The organism is Ruegeria sp. AD11(2025), assembly GCF_056542405.1.
Window position 1 is genome coordinate 195,991 of sequence record NZ_JBQFZU010000005.1, and the last position, 18,496, is coordinate 214,486.

Consider the following 18,496-nt stretch of genomic DNA (forward strand, 5'->3'; position numbering starts at 1 on the left):
GGCTTTAGGCAAGAAACGCGACCGGGCGGACCTACACGACTTGACGTCAGCCGATGTGATAACCCGGTGTTGATTGCGCGATTTCGGCTTCCTCATCGGTCATGCCCACCGAAATGTCGCCGAACAAAGGTGTGCTCAGGTACCGCTCACCCGTGTCAGGCAGCATACACAGGACAGAAGCGCCGGGTTTGGCCTGTTCGGCGATTTCCATGGCCACGGCAAATGTCGCACCGCCGGAAATACCGGTCAGAATCCCCTCTTGGCTGGCCAGTTTCTGGGCCCATTCAACACCCGCCGGGCCGGGCACCGGGATCAGCTGATCGAAGTATCTGTTGTCGATGGATTCCTGAAGGACCGAGGGGATGAAATCCGGCGTCCAGCCCTGAATCACATGCGGTTCAAACGCCGGGTGGCTGGCAACGGGATCGTTGTCCTTGCCCCGCTCGGTCGCAATACCACTGCCCACCAGCTGCGCGTTGGCAGGCTCGGTCAGGATGATCTTCGTATCGGGCCACTCGGCACGCAGAACACGCGAGACACCGGTGATCGTGCCGCCGGTCCCATAGCCGGTCACGAAGAAATCCAGCGGCTCCCCGTTGAAATCGCCCAATATTTCCCGCGCGGTCGTGGCGGCGTGAATCTCGGCATTGGCCGGTGTTTCGAACTGGCGCGCCAGGAACCAGCCGTGTTTTTCGGCCAGTTCGGCGGCCTTGCGATACATGCCAAAGCCTTTTTCTTCCTTGGGTGTCAGCACGACCTTGGCCCCCAGCATCCGCATCAATTGACGGCGTTCGGTGGAAAAGCTCTCGGCCATTGTGACGACCAGAGGGTAACCCTTTTGCGCACAGACCATAGCCAGACCGATGCCGGTATTGCCACTGGTCGCCTCGACCACGGTTTGACCGGGCTTCAGGGCCCCGCTGCGCTCGGCGGCCTCGATGATATTGACCGCAAGGCGATCCTTGACCGAACCGGCGGGGTTGAAGGCCTCGAACTTCACGAACAGATTGACGCCTTCGGGCCCCAGATTATTGATGCGGATCGTGGGCGTGTTGCCGATCGTGTCGAGCACGCTGTCATAAATACGGCCATTGCCCGAGGTGGTTCTGAGCTTTGAGTCGGTCATCGGAAATCCTCACTTGATCACAGGTGCAATCCCATCTTTCTAACCTGCGTCCGGGTCAATGTCCCGAACCCTTTCTGTAAGCTCGGGCTAAAGATCCAAAATCACCTCGTTTGTTCCTTCAGCGGGTACGGCGCAACAGATCAGCACCTCGTCTTCGGAATGATCCGCCGTCGGCTCAGTGCGATAGGCGATTTTACCGGCGATTTTGCGCGTCAGGCAGCTGCCGCAAGACCCCGAGCGACAAGAGAAAGATGGCGCCAACCCCTCAGCCTCAGCAGTTTCCAACAGCGTCGGCCCGTCTTTCACCCAATTCACCTTGTTCCCGCTGGCCTTGAAGATAACCTGGGCCGCCTCGGGCTGTGGTTTGGGTATGGCACCATCACCAGGACGCCGTTTCAACGCCGCAGGGCCAAAGCTTTCGGCGAATATCCGATCGTCCCTTGCACCCAGTTCGCGAAGCATGTCGTAGACGGCTTGCATGAAGGACGGCGGACCGCAGAGAAAGAAATCGTAGTCGTCCAAGGGCAGCGTGTCGCGGATCAGCGCGGGTGTGATGTAGCCTGCGGTATCAAAATCCACCCCTGCCTGCTTGCCCTTTTCGGGCCGCGAGATGACCGACACATAGCGGATCTTGCCATCGCTTGTCGCCTCGGCCCGGCGCAAATCCGTATGAAAGGCCCGCTGCGCCACGGTCTGCGCTGCGTGGAATACGGTTAGCCTGCGGGTGTGTCGGGTGCGCACACCTTCGTTCAGGACGTGGCGCATCATCGACATTATCGGCGTGATACCGACCCCTCCGGCAAACAGAACCGCGGGGCGGGGCTCGGCCGCGTTCAGATAGAACTGACCCTTGGGGGCCTGAACCTCTACAAGGTCTCCGATCGAAAGAGTGTCGTGCAAATGGTTCGACACGGTGCCGCCGGGCTCGCGTTTGACCGAAATCCTGTAGCTGGAATCGCCCGGAGCAGAGGACACTGTGTAGGTGCGGGTCGCTGGCGTCTTGCCGTCAGGCCGCACGCGGAGCGTCAAGAACTGCCCCGCCTCAAAGGGCAACAGGGGCAAACTGTCCGTAGGCACAAGTTTAAAGGACCGGATCGCCTCGCTTTCATCGCGCACCGAGGAGACTTGCAGAGATCGCCACTGGTGACGCTGCATTTCAGCTTTTCGCCGGGCTTCGGCAGACTTCCAGTCATCGGCCATCAGGCTGTTGGGTGAAAACTCCAAAAACTCGGCCCGGAACGGCAACGCATCATGGATGCGTCGCCCCTGGTCCAGATGAAACCACCAGCCTCGGCTTGCACCGTTGAAGGTCGCAATTTCGGGATGGTCTTCACCCAGAACCTCAACCGTTCCAGTCAGCATCAGCAGATCGCCGGTCCGATAATCAGGAAACAGCAGACCTGCCCGTGGGTTTACAAGGAAATTGCCCAGCGTGTTAAAGAAGTTGTTACCGGCAAAGTCGGGCACCAGCAGGCTGTTGCCCTCGACCTTGACGAAACCGGGGCGCCCGCCCCTGTGCGACACGTCCACGCCTGAGTGTTCGGGCGTATCGGCGGAACTTGCCACGTAGAACGAATTGGCGGTAGAGATCATTTGCCGAGCCTGCGCATCCAACGCTGAAAACCGATCGCTGGCGGGGCGGGCAATATCGACCTCGGGTTCTCGGACGAACGTCACATCAAGGGTTTGAATATACTGCGGGCAATTCCCAAAAGACTGCACCACATCCAGCGAAAAGCCGCCCTCATCAACAAGACGCACGGTGGCATTCATGCGGTTGCGGCGCCGCGTGGACAGCTCCAACCCCACCACCCCGATAGGCGCGCCGGTTTGCAACGCAGCGCCCAACGGGTCGTCATCCAAAAGCCGGACCCTGACATCAAGCTGCCGGTCTTGCGGCGTGCTGACGAACCCCGGTCTGCCCGATACCATGGACGCCCAAGGCCAACCATCGGAAGTGACGCTGCCCAAGACGATGAATGGAAGCTGGCCAAAGAACTCCCGATGCTGATCGGGCATATAGGGGCGGATAAAGTCCCGACCCACTTGCTCCATCTTTTCCCGTTTCCCCACGCGCGACTGCATGGCTCGCTCACCTGCGTGAAAGGGCGATTTATCAACGGTGGCAGAAACACTCATGGCGAACCTCACGTGTCGGGAACAGGGGCCGGTTGCGCCGAGGCGCGACCGGGCAAGCTTGGGGTCAGGCGGCGTTCAGACCAGCCGCCGTGCGAGGCATCGGCACAAAGCCGTCGAGAGCCTCGACATTTGTCAGCAGGCGACGAACATTTGCATAGGGTTCCAGCGACACGCCGCCCTCGGGCGCGTGCGCGGTGTAGCTGTAGATCGCGACATCCGCGATGGTAGGCGCGTCGCCGACCAACCAATCCCGCCCTTCCAGATGCGCGTCCAGCTTTCCCAAAACCTTGGCGGCAGTGGCATGTGTGAAATCCACGTCCAGCGGCGCGTTGAACACGGTGATAAGCCGCGCGGCAGCAGGGCCGAAGGCGATCTCGCCTGCGGCGAGCGTCAGGAATTTCTGCACCTCGGCTTCAAGCACCGGATCTGTTGGCAGATAAGATGGTGCATATTTCCGGGCCAGATAGACCAAGATGGCATTGCTGTCGCTGACAACCACGTCACCGTCTTCCAGTACCGGCACCTGCCCTGCGGGGTTCAACGCCAAAAACGCATCGCCCTTGTGTTCACCTCCGACCAGATCAACATCGATGACGTCGTGCTTGATACCGGCAAGGCTGGCGAACAGAACCGCGCGGTGGGCATGGCCGGATAACGGGAAACTGTGAATTCGGATGGTATTGGACATCTGGTAACTCTTTCTCTGACTGAAGGGGTTCGGCTGAGGATCAGCATCTGGCACCAGACATAAATTGATTTTATCAAGGCGATAATATACCTATCTGATGAATTACTATGAACACGGCGTAGATAATGGATACAATCCAGGGCATGAGGGCCTTTGCGGCCGTGGCAGCGCATTCGTCCTTCACCGAAGGCGCGCGGCAGATTGGCATTAGCACCAAGCTGGCCAGCAAGTATGTCGGCCAACTCGAGGACCGCCTGAACGCCCAGCTGTTCAACCGCACCACCCGCAACGTCACCCTGACCGATACTGGACGCGCCTATTACGAACGCTGCTTGCCGCTGTTGGAGCAGTTCGATGAACTGGAAGGCCTTGTCCAGCAACGCCAATCCGAACTGGCTGGCCGTATCCGGATCACCGCACCAACCGGGTTCGGGTCGGCGGAACTGATCCATATGTTGAAACCCTTTCAGACCGAACATGCAAAGGTCTCGATCGAACTGCACCTGTCGGATCACCATGTCCCGATGGTCGAGGAAGGCTATGATCTGGCTATTCGGTTTGGCGTCCTGAAAGACTCGAACCTTGTAGCCCGTAAACTCATGAATATGCGGATCGTATGCTGTGTGTCGCCGGGCTATCTGGCAGATTACGGAACCCCGAAAGACCCCGCGGCACTGGCTTCGCACAATTGCCTGTTGCAAACCACCGGCAGCAACATCGACCACTGGACCTTCAAGGGTTCGGACGGGGAGTATTCGGTTCCGGTGTCCGGCAATTTCCGCGCAAACTCGCCGCGCGCCGTGGCCCATATGGCTGCCGATGGGCTGGGGATCGGACGCATTCCCCTGTACACTGCACAGCCGTTCCTGAACGCGGGAAAACTGCAACTTATTTTCGAAGCGCAAGAAGCGGTTTCGCTTGGCCTTTATGCCGCCTATCCGCAAAATCGCCATCTAACCGCCAGGATACGGGCGTTGATCGACTTTCTGGCGGCAGAGATGCGAGGAGCTTGAAGCTCGCTTATCTCAAATCCCAGTGAGGCACTTAAATCAATACATTTGCTATGGTTGCCAAATCACCTACCTATCAATTGATAGATGACGCAATCAGTGTTTCTGTCCAGGCGTTTTAACCCCTGTACTTCTCAGCTGAAAGGATCGTTTCCATGGAACTCAACTCGGACTTCTCTTCCCGCGTCGTTGTTCACTCTGATCAGCTTGAGTGGCAGGCCTCGCCCATGACGGGCGTGGATCGGCGCATGTTGGACAGGATCGGGGGCGAGGTCGCCCGCGCTACCACTATTGTGCGCTTCGCGCCAGGCAGTCAGTTCTCGGCCCACACTCATACGGGAGGTGAGGAGTTCATCGTGCTGGACGGCGTATTTCAGGACGAACACGGAATTTCCCTGCCGGGACCTATGTATGCAACCCGCCGACCAGCCAGCATACGCCGGGCTCGAAACCCGACTGCACCATCTTCGTAAAACTCTGGCAGTTCGACATGGACGACCGCACCTAGTTTCACAAAAAAATGGAGGATGAGTTGGCCGCCGCAGTGAATGGCGTAGCCGCTACGATCCTTCACAAGGACACACGCGACGAGGTCACCTAAAGCCACCTGGGCGCGGGCGCGGCCCTGACTTCCAACGCACCTGGTGGAATTGAATTGCTGGTTATCGACGGGTCAATCACCACCGAAGGCGACCAACTAAAAAAGAACGGCTTGTTACCTCTTCCCCTAGGCCAAGCCCTGTCGGCCATAGCAGGCCCAGATGGGGCGAAGGTCTGGATGAAAACCGGGTACCTACGCTATGCCCGCGCACTGCAGATCCAGGTGATTGCATTCACTTGCTCGGGAAATACAAAACCGGGCTGCAGTCTGACAGACTAAAAGGCTCGCATCGAAACGGAAAAGGCATGAAGCCGCATGGTCACCGACACCAAAACCGCTTTGCTGGACGTTGCGGAACGCGCCGCCCGCGCGTGCGGGTTTGACGGGTTCAGCTATGCTGATCTAGCCGAGGCCATCAGCATCCGCAAAGCGTCGCTCTACTTATCATTTTCCCACCAAGGCCACGCTGACCGCCGCGCTGATAAACAGATACCATGCGAAGCCTGAGGCAGAATGCCGGGAAACCGAAGCCACCCACGACACCGGGGCCGAACGCTTGCGAGCGCTGATCCGGCTATACCGAGATGCCTGAACGACAGCAAAACCCTGTGCCTGTGTGTGTCGCTGATCAGCAGTCGCGAAAGTCTGTCGGACGAGGTCATCGAAAAGACCAAAAGTTTCCGTGCCATGATGGCGGGGCGGATCGAGGCGGTCTTTGCACTCGGAACTACAGACAAGTCGATCTCAGGCGTCGCACATCCGACCTCGGAAGCTAGCGCTGCTGGAAGGGGCGCACCTGTCCGCCCGCGCAGAATAGAATGTGCAGACCTTTGACGAGGCCGTGGTCGTGCTGAAATCCCGCTGTTGATGCCGCTTCCGCGTTAAGCGCTATTTCTTACCGGCCACGATCCGATCAAGAATAAGCGCACAGAACAGGATCGCCAGACCAGCCAGAATGCCCTGCCCCGCCGCCGCGTATTGCAGCGCCTCCAAAACATCTTCGCCCAGCCCCTTGGCTCCGATCAGCGAGGCAACGACGACCATGGCCAGCGACATCAGAATGGTCTGGTTCACACCCGCCATGATGGTCTTGTGCGCCAGCGGCAGATCCACGCGCCACAACAGGTATCGTGGTGTAGCGCCGAATGCCATCGCAGCCTCACGCACGGTTTCGGGCACCTGTTGCAGGCCCAGAACGGTGAAACGGATTACCGGAGGGCTGCCGAAAATCATGGTGGCAACCACGCCCGCCGGTTTGCCCGACCCGATGAATGCCACCACCGGGATCAGATAGACGAAGGACGGCATCGACTGCATGAAATCCAGAATGGGCCGCACGATGGCAAAGGCACGCGGACGGCGGGCACAATAGATTCCCAGCGGAATGCCTAATGTAATCGAGATCAGCGCCGCCGCCCCCAGCAGCGCAATCGTGGTCATCGCCTTTTCCCAGAAATCCAGCAAACCCAGATAGGCCAACGCCGCCCCGGTGAAGATCGCTACGCGCGCTCCGGCGGACAGGTAGGCCAGCATGATGATCACCAGCGCCACGACTGGCCAGGGGGTATCGACAAGAACCACCTCGATCCAATCCAGAAGGGTGCGCATTCCATAGGTCAGCCCGTCGAAAAAGCCACGACCGGCAGTTTTGGTCCATTCGAACACTGCCTGCACACCGTCGCCTACGTTTAGACGCCAGTCGCGGTTGGTCGGAAAGGTCTTCAGCACTGCCAGGGCATCAGGTTGCGCAAACTTGATCATCGACAGGATCACGACCACTCCGGTCAAGGCCGAGGCAACGATCAGTCGGGGCAACGACCATCCATGCGCAACGCTCGGGTCCGAGCGCCAGCGTGCGAACTGGCCCTCAAGCGTCCAGTTGGCCAGCGACGCCGCTAGAAACTTGACTGCTAGCAGCAGGATGATCCCGATTGCGAGATAGGTCAGGCCGGTTGAGTCCGCGCTTTTGGCGGCATCCTGCGCTCCGGCCAGGGCACTCTCCAGCGACTCTGCCGCACGTTTCAGGGACTCCAGCGACGCGGCCCCGGATTGTTCTGCCGCCGCGATCTGTTGACGCCGCAACTCAAGTGTCTGCTCAATCTGCTCTGCCCGTTCGCGGAACTCACGTCCCAGATCGCCAAACAGGCCAAGTCCGATCTGGATGTAGGCCAACGTTTCCAGCAGCAAGAACCCCAGAAACCATGACCAGAGCCCCCTGGCCCCGAACCAGATTGGCCCCAGGAGCGCTGCCGCCTTGTTCAGAGTGAAGCGATAGCCTGGCGCCTGCATCATATAGGCAAAAGTTTTCTGGTAGTAGGATTGCCCCTGCCCCACGAAATCTCCGATCAGGCCATTTAGGCGGTCGGCGGTTTCCGGTTGGATCTGTTGCATATCAACATGTTTCATAGCGGTCCCCTTATGCCTGGCTGTCTTGAATCGCACGGATCAGGCCCGCACGGTTGATCACACCCACGGTCTTGCCGTCCTGCGTCACCGCCACGACTCCGTGGCCGTCCACACATAGGTTCATCAGATCTGACAGATCCATATCCGGATGGGCCTCTTTCGCGTCGTCGGGCACTTCGCCGTGATGCGCTTCGAACTCGTCGACCGGTTTCATCACTGCATGAGCGAAGATCATGTTGAGCTTGGAGATCCCCGCCACGAAATCCGCCACATAATCGTCAGCGGGATTGAGGATGATCTCTTCCGGTGTGCCGATCTGCACGATGCGCCCGTCCTTCATGATCGCAATGCGATGGCCGATGCGGATCGCTTCGTCGAGGTCATGGGTGATGAACATTGTGGTCTTGTTCAGCTTGTGGCTCAGATCCATGAACTGATCCTGCAACTGCTTGCGGATCAGTGGGTCGAGCGCCGAGAACGGCTCATCCATCAGCAAAATCTCCGGGTCGGCAGCGATGGCCCGGGCCAGACCCACGCGCTGCTGCATCCCGCCCGACAGCTCATGGGCGTATTTATCCTCCCAGCCATTTAGCTCGACCAGTTCCAACACCCGGTCGGCTTCTTCCCAACGACGGGCTTTGCCTGTGCCACGTATTTCCAGCGGCATCGCAACGTTGTCACGCACAGTACGGTGGGGCATCAGGCCGAAGTTTTGGAACACCATTGCGACACGGCGGTTACGCAGGTCGCGCAGGCCCTCATCATTCAGGCCCATCACATCATCACCGTCCAGATAGATATGACCATCGGTCGGCTCCAGCAGACGGTTCACATGGCGTACAAGGGTCGATTTGCCCGAACCTGACAGGCCCATGACACAGAACAGCTCACCCCGTTCGATCTCGAAACTTGCATCGGCCACTCCAACAACGCAGTTGAAGCGATCCAGCACCTCGGCCTTGCTCAGTCCTTCACTGTGGATGGCGTTCAAAGCCTCTTGCGACCGTGCGCCGAATACTTTCCAAACGCCTTTTGCATCGATTGCGATTTCCGCTGTCATATCGGCCCCACCGCTGTTGATTGTGTTGAGTGGTGCCCCCGGAGACCCGGGGGCAAATTGGCTTTAGTTGGTGGTCAGGCCCAGCCAGCCGTCGATCGTGTCGCCATTGGCGGCGATCCATTCGGCCACGACCTCATCGGTGTCACGGCCCTTGACCACAACCTCGTAGGTCAAACCGCTCAGCTCACCCGCATCCATGTCGATATTGGCTAAGAACGAAGCCGCCGCCGGGTTGCGCTGCTCCAGCGATTTCGAATGCGCAACTGTCACGGTTTTGACCGGCTCGCCAGTGCTGACATGCGATTTGTTGTACCAGTCCGCGTCCTGATCCGGCTGCACCATTTTGTAGGTAGCCGCGTCATGCTCGGGCTCTTCCAGAATAGTCACGTCATATAACGCATGGACGTAATGCGGCGCATAGCAGTAGAAGGCCGCGCCTTTCTGCTGGTCGATCTGATCCTTCAGCCGCGAATAGAACACGGTTTCATCTTCGGTAGTCGGCGTCAGAAAGGTCTCTATCCCGTAGTCGCGCACCCGTACCTTGAACGTGTTGGTTGAGGCCCAGCCGGATGCACCAACCCACACTTCTCCCAGGCCGTCACCATCCGAATCGAACAGTTCCTGCGCCATTGGCGTGGCCAGATCGTAGATGGATTTGATGTTGTGATCATCTACCATGTAGTTCGGCACGCAAATCCCGGCACGGCCCTCATAACTGCCAGAGGACAGTGCCACGGTACCTTTCTGATCGACATATTCATCCGTGAACGAGGACTGGTTCGGCAGCCAGACATCCGGGTGCACGTCAATATCCCCGCGCCCGCCATCCATGGCCGCAAAGATCACCGCATTGGCGCCGGGGGCATAACCGACCTCACCGCCAAGACGGGTTTCGATGACCTGACCAATCACCCGGCTCATGATCTTGGCGCCGGGCCAGCTGGGCTCACCCACCATGACCTTTTCTTGTGCCATCGCCGTTGTTGCGCCCAAAGTCAGGGCCAGAGTTGCGGTCAATGTGAGTTTCTTCATAGGTCTTCTCCCATAGCGTTGAGTTACATGCGCATCAGGCGCGCGCCCGCTTGCGTTGCGGGTCTATGAATGGAATGTCAGAGACGGAGGCTTTCAGGCGTTTCATCCGCCCGTCGAGCTGGCCGATCTCCAGTTGGGTTCCGTTATCCGCGTGTTCGACCGACAGCCTTGCCATTGCAATCGCGTGTTCCAGCATCGGTGAGCGAGTGGCCGAGGTGACCACACCCACCTGCCGCTCACCCGCAAAAATCGGGGCACCATGTCGGGGCAGATCATCGCAGCCTATCAACAGCCCTTTGAGTACCCGGCGCGGCTCGCGCGCATTGCGTTCCAGCGCGGCCTTTCCGGTGAAATCGGATTTATTCAGGTCAACGGCAAAGCCCAACCCGGCCTCAAACGCATCCACGCCCGGCGCGAACTCAGCGTTGGCCGCGGCCAAACCGGCCTCAATCCGGATGATGTCCAGCGCGGCCAAGCCCATCGGGGTGATCCCGAATTCTTCACCGGCGGCTATCACCGCGTCCCAGATCGCAACAGCGTCGGATTTGGAGCAGAAAATCTCGTACCCCAATTCCCCGGTATAACCCGAGCGGGACAACATGAAAGGCGCGCCCTCGCGGTCGTTCAGCCGCGCGACCGTGACACCAAACCATTTCAGATGGTCCAGCGATGGCACGTGCGGTTGCGTAAAGGCAATTTTGCGCAACAACTCGCGCGATTTAGGCCCTTGGATGGCCAGGTTCGGCATCGCGCCACGCAACGCGTGGACACGCACTTGCAGGCCGCGCGCGTCGGCCAGTTCCTGCAACGTCCGCCCACTTTCTTCGGCCCCGCAACACCAACGGAAAATCTCTGGCGCAAGGCGGAACAAGGTGCCATCATCGATGACCGAGCCACTTTCGTCGCACATCAAGGTATAAGACCCGCGCCAGACCGGCAGTTTCGCCACGTTGCGCGTAGTGGCCAGTTGCATCAGCGCCTCGGCATCCGGGCCGACGATGTCGAACTTGCGCAGACCGCTCATATCCTGCACGGTCACAGCTTCACGGCAGGCCCAGTATTCACCCAAAGTACCATGGGCAGGGTAGCTGACGGGAGCCCACAGATCGCGCGCCGGGGCAAAATGCTGGGTCAGCGGGGCAAGACGGTCGTGAAAGGCGGACTCCTGACTGATCGACATGGGGGCATCTTCCTTTTCACGATAGGCAACCGCGCGGCGGATAGGTGTTTTGGCGCGGTAGATGCGCACATGCACATCGGTCGGGTTCCAACCGTTGATCGGATCGATATCATCGGGACAGGCGGTCGAGACGCAGACCAGATCCTCAAGCGCGCGCATGGTCACATAGTCTCCGGGCCGCGAGTAGGATTCCTCGGTCAGAATGTGATGCGTTGCCGGGTCGATCCATGTGTTCCAGAAGAAGTTGATCGCAGGCCACGCCGAGCGCCGCGCTACGCCATAAGGTGCCAGTGCGTTCGACATGTTGTCAGAACAATTCAGATGACCGGGGAAGCCCCGCTCCTCATAACCACGCGCGGTGCAGGCCAGACCAAATGTGTCATGCCGCCCGCAGGTATCCTGTACGACGTTCAGCAAGGGCCGCATCTCGCGGTCGAAAAACTTGTCCAGCAAACCGGGGCCGGGGTAGGCGCGTCGCACCATCGACCGGGTGGCGGTCGAGTCGATCATCCACTCGGCCCCCCGGTCCAAACCATCGGACCGCAGCGCCATGAAATCGGAGCATTGCTGCCCCTCGACATCAATGATCTGAACGAATTCCCCCGCCTTAAGCTCATAGGCGATGGCGCTGCCCCGCGGCACGGTGAATTCATCCCGCGCGTCTCCCAGCAGGGGGGGCAAATGCGGACCTCTCGAAGCTGTAGGTTTATGTCGGACCGTGACACAATCAGTATTTGCGCCCTTGATCAAAGCCGAAGCCGCCACGGGCCGGATGGCCCAGACGGTTACCTTCTGATCCGTTCGCAGGATCAACGGCTCGGCGGTCTGACACAGTTGGTGACCGGAAACGGGTAGCCCCCCGCCCTGCGCCTCGATCCAGCCAGTAAAACCGGCGCTGTCAAAATCAGCGCAATTGATCTGTGTGTTCGCCGCCAATCCCAAAGCTTCGTGAGTGGCCTGCCCGTCCTCGGTGAACACTGCCAGTTCCAGCGGTTGACCCGAGCCGAGGCCTTCCAGCGACAGCAAATCCCCAGGCATCATTGTCAGCCGAACCGTCTCTCGCGGGGCCAGCTTGTGCGTCCGCGTGCCCGAGGCCTTTGGGAACCCCGGAAACCGGCGGCCGGGGCTGTCCAGCCCGGTATTCGTGAACGCATGTAAGACCGAAGATTCCTGCATAGTGGTTTCAGATTCTTGCTATGTAACTAGTTACAGAGCTTGCTGAAACTAGTTACATATGTCAACTCTTTCCTTAATGATCAGCAAAACGGATGCAAAAACCGGTGACGCAAAAAGCCCCTGAGCCCAAAAAACGCGCAAATCTCAGAGATGTAGCAAAAGTCGCGGGCGTATCGGTCGCCACGGTGTCCCGGGTCCTGAATGAGCCCGGCGTGGTAAAGAAAGACACGCTGGAAAAGGTTCAGGCCGCAATTGCCCGGCTTAAATTCGTTCCCAGCGCTGCCGCGCGGGCGATCAATTCCGGACGAACCCGGTTTGTCGGAGCGTTGGTGCCCACTCTGGACAACGCGATCTTTGCCCGCTTCCTTGCAGCACTCGAACGCACCTTGTCTGAAAACCAGCTGTCTCTTGTTGTGGCCACAACCGACTCAGACCCGGATATCGAGGCTGAAAAAGCGAAAAGCCTGGTGGATATCGGGGCCGAAGGCCTGATCATCACCGGTGCCACCCACAGCGCCGCGTTTCATGATCTGATCGAGCGGACAATGCTGCCGACCATCATCACCTCTTTCTACGATGCAGAAAACCCGCTGCCGACCATCGGATATGACAACGCAGGCGCAGCGCAACTTGCCTTGCAGCATCTGATTGATCTGGGTCACCAACACATCGCGGTTGTGCATGGCCCCACACATGACAATGACCGGACCCGGGCACGCCTGTCCGGTTTACGTGCCTTGCCCATGGCCGGTGAGCTGACAACGTTCGAGACAGGTATCAGCCACCGGGGAGGGGCTGAGATAGCCAGAAAGATATGCGCCCTGCCCCAGAAGCCGGACGCCATTCTAAGCCTGTCGGACGTCGTCGCGCTTGGTGTCTTGTTTGGGCTTCAGTCCGAAGGCCTTTCCGTGCCCGGCGATGTTTCACTGGTCGGGATTGACGATTTGCCCAGCTCCGCCGCAGCAGTACCTTCCATCACAACGGTGCACCTGCCCGTGACCCAAATGGGCGAACGCGCGGCGGTCGCTCTGGCAAACTGGATATCGGAACAGAAAAGGCCGGGGTCGGAACAACTTGAGGCGCGATTGATCGAACGGCAATCGGCCATTTCTCGCAAAACCAGCTAGGTGGCACTGCCTTCGCCGTAGTTCCGGGCCTTGGACATCTTGCCGATGCCTGGGTTGAACGAGTTGGTCGGATCACAGCACTTGTAGTGCGCCGCCAGATCAGGCTTGGCTTTGTAAAGGTGCCCAACATTGTGCTCAGCCGGGTATTCCGCGCCGCGCTGATCGAAGAGTTCCAGCATCGCTGCTTTCAGCGCCTTTGGGTCGGCACCCTTTTTGACCACGTAGTCCTGATGCATCACATGGCACATGAAATGGCCGTAATACAGCTTGTGAACCAGTTTGCCTTCAATCTCGGGCGGCAATTTCTCCAGCCAATCCTGATCGTTGCGGCGCAGCGCGACGTCCAGCGCGATAATATCTTCGACTTCATTCGCGTGGATCGCCATATAGCGCACGGCGGCACCAGCGGCGGCAAAGCGGTGCAGACCTGCAATCTTGGCTTCACGCGCCGTGCATTCGAAGAAATCCGCATCACGGCCCTTCAGGAGTACGGGCAGCCAATCCCCGGCCTCTGCGATGCCGTCATCCTTCATTTTCAGGATCAGGTGATGCTCGTAGCGGTCACGGAACTCTATCATCCGTTTCGGCAGAACCCGCGGCCAGATTGAGACAGCCGCCTGCATGAACCGGTCGGTAAAATTGCGTAGGAACGGGATACGCCGCAACCGCGCATCGACGGCGCCCTTCATGGCAAAGAACATTGGCAGCCGGTCAGTGCCCAGCTTGTCGATCATGACAACCGTGTCCTTGCCATAACGCGCGGTGATGTCGAATACCTCGCGCTGCATGTATTCGGCGGATACCGGCAGCGAGTTGAATTCGGACAGGATATGCCGACGTAACGCAGCCAGATCGTCGGAACTGTTACTGCCGATGTAAAAGACCTTTTCGGCTTCGTTCTTTGGGAAGGTGTCGAGGCGCACGGCAAAGACCGCCATCTTTCCAGCCGACCCGGCGGATTCGAACAACTTGGCCTTGTCCGCATTGAACCGCGCCGGAGTTTCGGCATCCACGTCCCGCACGATCTGCGCGTAATCACTGGCCGAGGCGCGTTTGTTCGTTGCCCCCGGGTTGCGGTCAAACTTACCGGCATCCAGGCTGGACAGTATTTCTTCGGGCGTGTTGCCCAGATCAATGCCCAGGTGGTTCACCAGTTCCAACTCGCCTGCTTCAGTGATCTGCGCGTAAACCGAAAGTTCGGTATAGACCGGCCCGCGCTCAACCAGCGACCCGCCCGAGTTGTTGCACACACCACCGACAATCGACGCGCCGATACAAGACGACCCAATCACCGAATGCGGCTCTCGCCCCAGCGGGGCAAGCATTTTCTCCAAAGCAAAAAGCGTGGCACCGGGAAAGCTGACGATCTGTTCACCATTGTTCAGCGGCACCAGAGCATCCATGCGGCGGGTGTTGATCAGCACCACGTCGCGGTCATAGCTACCCGAAGGGGTCGAGCCTTCGGTCAGACCCGTATTGGCGGCCTGCATGATGACGATCTTGTCAGCGGCCACGCAGGCCTGCAGCACTTTCCATTGTTCCAGCAGGCTGCCCGGCTGAAGGACACACAACGCCTCGCCCTCACCCGAGCGGAAACCGCGACGGAACCGCTCTGTCGCGCGTTTTCCGGTCAGGACGTGGCGCGCCCCAACGATGGAACGAAATTGCCGGATCAGTTCATCATTGGTCATGGCAGCCTTCTTTCCGGTTTAGGTGGTGCGGAAGCGTATATTCCCGCGGTTCAGTTGGTCGATGCTAGTGACGCCCATCAGTTTCATGTCGCGCTCGATCTCGGCCCGCATCAGGCCCAGAGCACGTTCGACACCCGCCTGCCCTGCTGCGGCCAGCGGATACAGGTAATGCCGACCGACACCAACCGCCTTGGCGCCCAGCGACAGCGCTTTCAGAACATGGGTGCCACGCTGAATACCGCTGTCCATCATAACGTCCAGCTTGTCGCCAACCGCGTCCACAATTTCGGACAATTGGTCGAAAGGCGTGCGCGAGCCGTCCAGCTGGCGACCACCGTGGTTCGACAAGATGATACCGGTGCAGCCGATCTCGGCGGCGCGTTTGGCATCATCGACGGTCATGATGCCCTTGAGGCAGAACTGCCCGTCCCAGTCGCGCACCATCTGCGCCACGTCGTCCCAGTTCATCGACGGGTCAAGCATGTCAGTGAAGTAACCACCGATAGAGCTGGCACCGCCGCCCATATCCACATGTTCCTCCAACTGCGGCAGGCGGAATTTCTCGTGTGTGACATAATTGATGCCCCACATCGGCTTGATCGCAAACTGGATCATGCCGCCCAGCGTCAACCGGAACGGGATCGAAAAGCCGGTGCGCAGATCACGTTCCCGATTGCCGCCGGTAATGCTGTCGACGGTCAGCATCATCACCTCGACACCCGCCTCTTTGGCGCGCTGCATCATCGCCGTGTTCAGGCCGCGATCCTTATGGAAGTAGAACTGATAGACCTGCGGGTTTTTGTGTTTTTTGCGCAGCTCTTCCAAAGACACGGTGCCCAACGAGGACACACCGAACATGGTGCCAAATTTCTCGGCCGCCGCCGCGACGGCGCGTTCACCCTGATGGTGAAACAGACGCTGCAAAGCGGTGGGCGAGCAGTAAACCGGCATGTCCAGTTTCTGCCCCATTACCGTGACGGACATATCCACGTCAGACACACCGCGCAGAACCGAGGGCAGCAGGTCGCAGCGGTCAAACGCATTGGTGTTTTCCCGATACGTCACCTCATCATCAGCACCCCCGTCGATGTAGTTGAAGATCGGCCCCGGCAGCCGTTGCTTGGCCAGCCGCCGGAAGTCGTGGAAGTTATGGCATTGGTTCAGACGCATCGGAACGGCTCCTTAATAGGCGACCGAAGGCAGCCAGGTGGCAAGGGTCGGCCACAGGAAGACCAGCGCCAGACCGGTCAGCTGCAGCAGCACGAACGGGATGATGCCCTTGTAGATGTGCGTCAGCTTGATCTCGGGCGGGCAGACGCCTTTCAGATAGAACAGGGCGAAGCCCACCGGAGGTGTCAGGAAGCTGGTTTGCAGTGTCACCGCGACCAGGATCACGAACCAGACCAGAGCCGGTTCATCCAGTACGCCAAAGCCGGGGATATCGATGCCCAGCCCGTTTACGATGGGGCGCATCAGGGGCAGCACGATCAGCGTGATCTCGATCCAGTCCAGCACGAAACCCAGCAGAAAGACGATGAGCAGGATGAAGAGGATCGTTCCGTTGGCTCCGAAGCCGGTGGATTGCACCACATGCTCGATCAGTTCGTCTCCACCCAGTTCGCGCAGCACATACGAGAAGACTGTCGCGCCCAGGAAGATGGCAAAGATGTAGGCTGTGGTGTTGAAAGTCGAAACCAACACGTTCCACAGTTTCGCAAAGGTCAGCTTGCGGTAACCCAGTGCCAGCAGCGTCGCACCCAGCGCACCAATGCCCGAAGCTTCGGTCGGTGTGGTCAGACCGGCAAAGATCGAACCCAGCACGGCCAGAATGAGCATCAGGGTCGGGATGACCGCGATCAGCACGTCCTTGACGGCAGCCCAGTCGGGGGCCGTGGCACCTTCGGGCACGGGGGCCGCGTCGCGTTTTACCAGTGCGAGGATGAAGATGTAGGTCAGGTAGAGGCCACCGATGATCACACCGGGGAAAACTGCTGCCATGAACAGGTCGCCTACCGACAGGGCCATCTGGTCGGCCATGATCACCAGCATGATCGACGGCGGGATCAGAATGCCCAGCGTACCGGATGCCGAAACTACGCCAGCCGCCAATGTCGGTTGATACTTCTGCTGCATCATCGAGGGCAGCGACAGCACACCCAGCAGCACCACGGACGCACCGATGATGCCGGTCGAGGCCGCCAGAATGATCCCGATCAGGGTTACCGTGATCGCCAGACCACCGCGAACAGTGCCGAACAGACGCTGCATCGAGGACATCAGACGTTCAGCCACACCGGATTCGTCCAGCATCAGGCCCATGAAGATGAACATCGGCAGCGCGACCAGAACTGCGTTGGACATGGTCGCATAGACCCGGTTCACGACCGCGCCGAGGGTCAGGTAATCCAGCCCGGTAAGTGTTCCTTCCAGACCTGTCCACAACATCAGATCGTTGTCGAACAGATAGGCCAGACCGCAATAGGCGACACCCACACCGGCCAGAACCCAAGCCACCGGGTAGCCGGTGAACAAAAGGGCGATAAAGGTCAGGAACATCGCGATGACCAGCTTCTCCTCGGTCGTTTCAACCAGGAAGGTCAGCCCGACGCAAACCGCAGCAAAGACAGCCAGCACCAGCAGGATTCGGCGCAGCGACGCACCTTCGCGCTCGGTCTCCGGCCCGTACAGCAACGCGTGCCCGTCATGGATCAGCCGCGCCAACGCAGCCAGAGCCAGAAGAACAAAACTAATGGGAATAACCGCCTTGAACGCCCAGCGTGCTGGCAGACCCGTGGGGCTGTCCGACCGTTCGTTGACACGTAAGCTCTCGTAGAAATAATCGTATCCCTGATCGACCATCAGATAGATGAACGGTGTCAGCAGGGTCAGGATGCCGATCACCTCTATCACCCGCTGCGCGCGGCGCGACAGTTGCATATGCAGCACGTCAACGCGCACATGGCTGTCCGTGATCAAGGCATAGGAAATACCGATCATCGTGACGATGCCGTAGAAATGCCACTGGACCTCATCCAGCTTGGGATAGTTCTGGCTGAACAGGTAGCGCAGCGAGACCTGAGCGAAAATCGCCCCCATCAGCAGCACATTTGCCCACATGACCACATGGCCTACCGCCTTGACGCCAGTGTCGATGGCGACAGCGATCTTCTGACGGTCTGTCTCGGGGTGCTCCAGGATGCCTTCATAGGCTTCGACCGGATCGTTGAGGTTCTTTTGGCTGTCCATGGTCATTCCTCGCT

At 59.1% G+C, this 18,496-nt stretch carries 13 protein-coding genes and 1 pseudogene; 4 read left to right on the forward strand and 10 right to left on the reverse strand.

The features are described 5' to 3' along the window. Positions 1-46: 46 nt before the first annotated feature. The 3 genes from cysK to ACR1XY_RS07410 form a co-directional block, all read right to left on the reverse strand. Positions 47-1,126: a cysteine synthase A gene (gene cysK, locus ACR1XY_RS07400; RefSeq protein ID WP_480591549.1), complete on the reverse strand. Its 1,080-nt coding sequence runs from the start codon at positions 1,124-1,126 to the stop codon at positions 47-49. Between the two features lie 87 nt (positions 1,127-1,213). Then, positions 1,214-3,265: an FAD-binding oxidoreductase gene (locus ACR1XY_RS07405; protein WP_480591552.1), complete on the reverse strand. Its 2,052-nt coding sequence runs from the start codon at positions 3,263-3,265 to the stop codon at positions 1,214-1,216. Positions 3,266-3,329: 64 nt separating this feature from the next. Next, positions 3,330-3,953, reverse strand: a complete 624-nt coding sequence (locus tag ACR1XY_RS07410; RefSeq protein ID WP_480591556.1) for a glutathione S-transferase family protein — start codon at positions 3,951-3,953, stop codon at positions 3,330-3,332. Between the two features lie 125 nt (positions 3,954-4,078). Between ACR1XY_RS07410 and ACR1XY_RS07415 the strand changes: the two genes are divergently transcribed. From ACR1XY_RS07415 to ACR1XY_RS07425, 3 genes and pseudogenes are all read left to right on the forward strand, one after another. Continuing rightward, on the forward strand, positions 4,079-4,966 hold the full coding sequence (locus tag ACR1XY_RS07415; protein WP_480591559.1) for a LysR family transcriptional regulator: 888 nt from the start codon (positions 4,079-4,081) through the stop codon (positions 4,964-4,966). A 152-nt stretch (positions 4,967-5,118) separates the two neighbouring features. Continuing rightward, positions 5,119-5,843, forward strand: a pseudogene (locus ACR1XY_RS07420) (cupin domain-containing protein). 36 nt (positions 5,844-5,879) lie between these two features. Beyond that, positions 5,880-6,071 carry a hypothetical protein gene (locus ACR1XY_RS07425; protein WP_480591562.1) on the forward strand — a complete coding sequence of 64 codons (192 nt, stop codon included), beginning with the start codon at positions 5,880-5,882 and terminating at the stop codon, positions 6,069-6,071. Between the two features lie 381 nt (positions 6,072-6,452). On the opposite strand, the gene ACR1XY_RS07430 is transcribed toward ACR1XY_RS07425, so the two are convergent. The 4 genes from ACR1XY_RS07430 to ACR1XY_RS07445 form a co-directional block, all read right to left on the reverse strand. Next, positions 6,453-7,970: an ABC transporter permease gene (locus ACR1XY_RS07430; RefSeq protein WP_480591567.1), complete on the reverse strand. Its 1,518-nt coding sequence runs from the start codon at positions 7,968-7,970 to the stop codon at positions 6,453-6,455. A 10-nt stretch (positions 7,971-7,980) separates the two neighbouring features. Next, complete coding sequence (locus ACR1XY_RS07435) at positions 7,981-9,030, reverse strand: quaternary amine ABC transporter ATP-binding protein (protein ID WP_480591571.1); 1,050 nt, start codon at positions 9,028-9,030, stop codon at positions 7,981-7,983. A 63-nt stretch (positions 9,031-9,093) separates the two neighbouring features. Then, the gene (locus tag ACR1XY_RS07440) at positions 9,094-10,062 is read right to left on the reverse strand and encodes an ABC transporter substrate-binding protein (protein ID WP_480591574.1); all 969 of its coding nucleotides are present in this window, start codon (positions 10,060-10,062) and stop codon (positions 9,094-9,096) included. Between the two features lie 34 nt (positions 10,063-10,096). Beyond that, the gene (locus tag ACR1XY_RS07445; RefSeq protein ID WP_480591577.1) at positions 10,097-12,418 is read right to left on the reverse strand and encodes a DUF1989 domain-containing protein; all 2,322 of its coding nucleotides are present in this window, start codon (positions 12,416-12,418) and stop codon (positions 10,097-10,099) included. A gap of 92 nt (positions 12,419-12,510) precedes the next feature. Here ACR1XY_RS07445 and ACR1XY_RS07450 point away from each other — a divergent pair, with 92 nt between their 5' ends. After that, the gene (locus tag ACR1XY_RS07450) at positions 12,511-13,545 is read left to right on the forward strand and encodes a LacI family DNA-binding transcriptional regulator (RefSeq protein ID WP_480591580.1); all 1,035 of its coding nucleotides are present in this window, start codon (positions 12,511-12,513) and stop codon (positions 13,543-13,545) included. Here the strand turns inward: ACR1XY_RS07450 and dld are convergent. The 3 genes from dld to ACR1XY_RS07465 are packed head-to-tail and all read right to left on the reverse strand — an operon-like array spanning position 13,542 to position 18,488. Next, positions 13,542-15,236 carry a D-lactate dehydrogenase gene (dld, locus tag ACR1XY_RS07455; protein ID WP_480591583.1) on the reverse strand — a complete coding sequence of 565 codons (1,695 nt, stop codon included), beginning with the start codon at positions 15,234-15,236 and terminating at the stop codon, positions 13,542-13,544. The two genes, ACR1XY_RS07450 and dld, sit on opposite strands and share 4 nt — an antisense overlap. 18 nt (positions 15,237-15,254) lie before the next feature. Then, positions 15,255-16,406, reverse strand: a complete 1,152-nt coding sequence (locus tag ACR1XY_RS07460; RefSeq protein WP_480591586.1) for an alpha-hydroxy acid oxidase — start codon at positions 16,404-16,406, stop codon at positions 15,255-15,257. A gap of 12 nt (positions 16,407-16,418) precedes the next feature. Next, complete coding sequence (locus ACR1XY_RS07465) at positions 16,419-18,488, reverse strand: TRAP transporter large permease subunit (RefSeq protein ID WP_480591589.1); 2,070 nt, start codon at positions 18,486-18,488, stop codon at positions 16,419-16,421. Positions 18,489-18,496: the final 8 nt, after the last annotated feature.

Coding starts and splice junctions, on each gene's coding strand:
- cysK (WP_480591549.1), bottom strand. CDS start 1,126: ATGACCGACTCAAAGCTCAGAACCACCTCGGGCAATGGCCGTATTTAT.
- ACR1XY_RS07405 (WP_480591552.1), bottom strand. CDS start 3,265: ATGAGTGTTTCTGCCACCGTTGATAAATCGCCCTTTCACGCAGGTGAG.
- ACR1XY_RS07410 (WP_480591556.1), bottom strand. CDS start 3,953: ATGTCCAATACCATCCGAATTCACAGTTTCCCGTTATCCGGCCATGCC.
- ACR1XY_RS07415 (WP_480591559.1), top strand. CDS start 4,079: ATGGATACAATCCAGGGCATGAGGGCCTTTGCGGCCGTGGCAGCGCAT.
- ACR1XY_RS07425 (WP_480591562.1), top strand. CDS start 5,880: ATGGTCACCGACACCAAAACCGCTTTGCTGGACGTTGCGGAACGCGCC.
- ACR1XY_RS07430 (WP_480591567.1), bottom strand. CDS start 7,970: ATGAAACATGTTGATATGCAACAGATCCAACCGGAAACCGCCGACCGC.
- ACR1XY_RS07435 (WP_480591571.1), bottom strand. CDS start 9,030: ATGACAGCGGAAATCGCAATCGATGCAAAAGGCGTTTGGAAAGTATTC.
- ACR1XY_RS07440 (WP_480591574.1), bottom strand. CDS start 10,062: ATGAAGAAACTCACATTGACCGCAACTCTGGCCCTGACTTTGGGCGCA.
- ACR1XY_RS07445 (WP_480591577.1), bottom strand. CDS start 12,418: ATGCAGGAATCTTCGGTCTTACATGCGTTCACGAATACCGGGCTGGAC.
- ACR1XY_RS07450 (WP_480591580.1), top strand. CDS start 12,511: ATGCAAAAACCGGTGACGCAAAAAGCCCCTGAGCCCAAAAAACGCGCA.
- dld (WP_480591583.1), bottom strand. CDS start 15,236: ATGACCAATGATGAACTGATCCGGCAATTTCGTTCCATCGTTGGGGCG.
- ACR1XY_RS07460 (WP_480591586.1), bottom strand. CDS start 16,406: ATGCGTCTGAACCAATGCCATAACTTCCACGACTTCCGGCGGCTGGCC.
- ACR1XY_RS07465 (WP_480591589.1), bottom strand. CDS start 18,488: ATGACCATGGACAGCCAAAAGAACCTCAACGATCCGGTCGAAGCCTAT.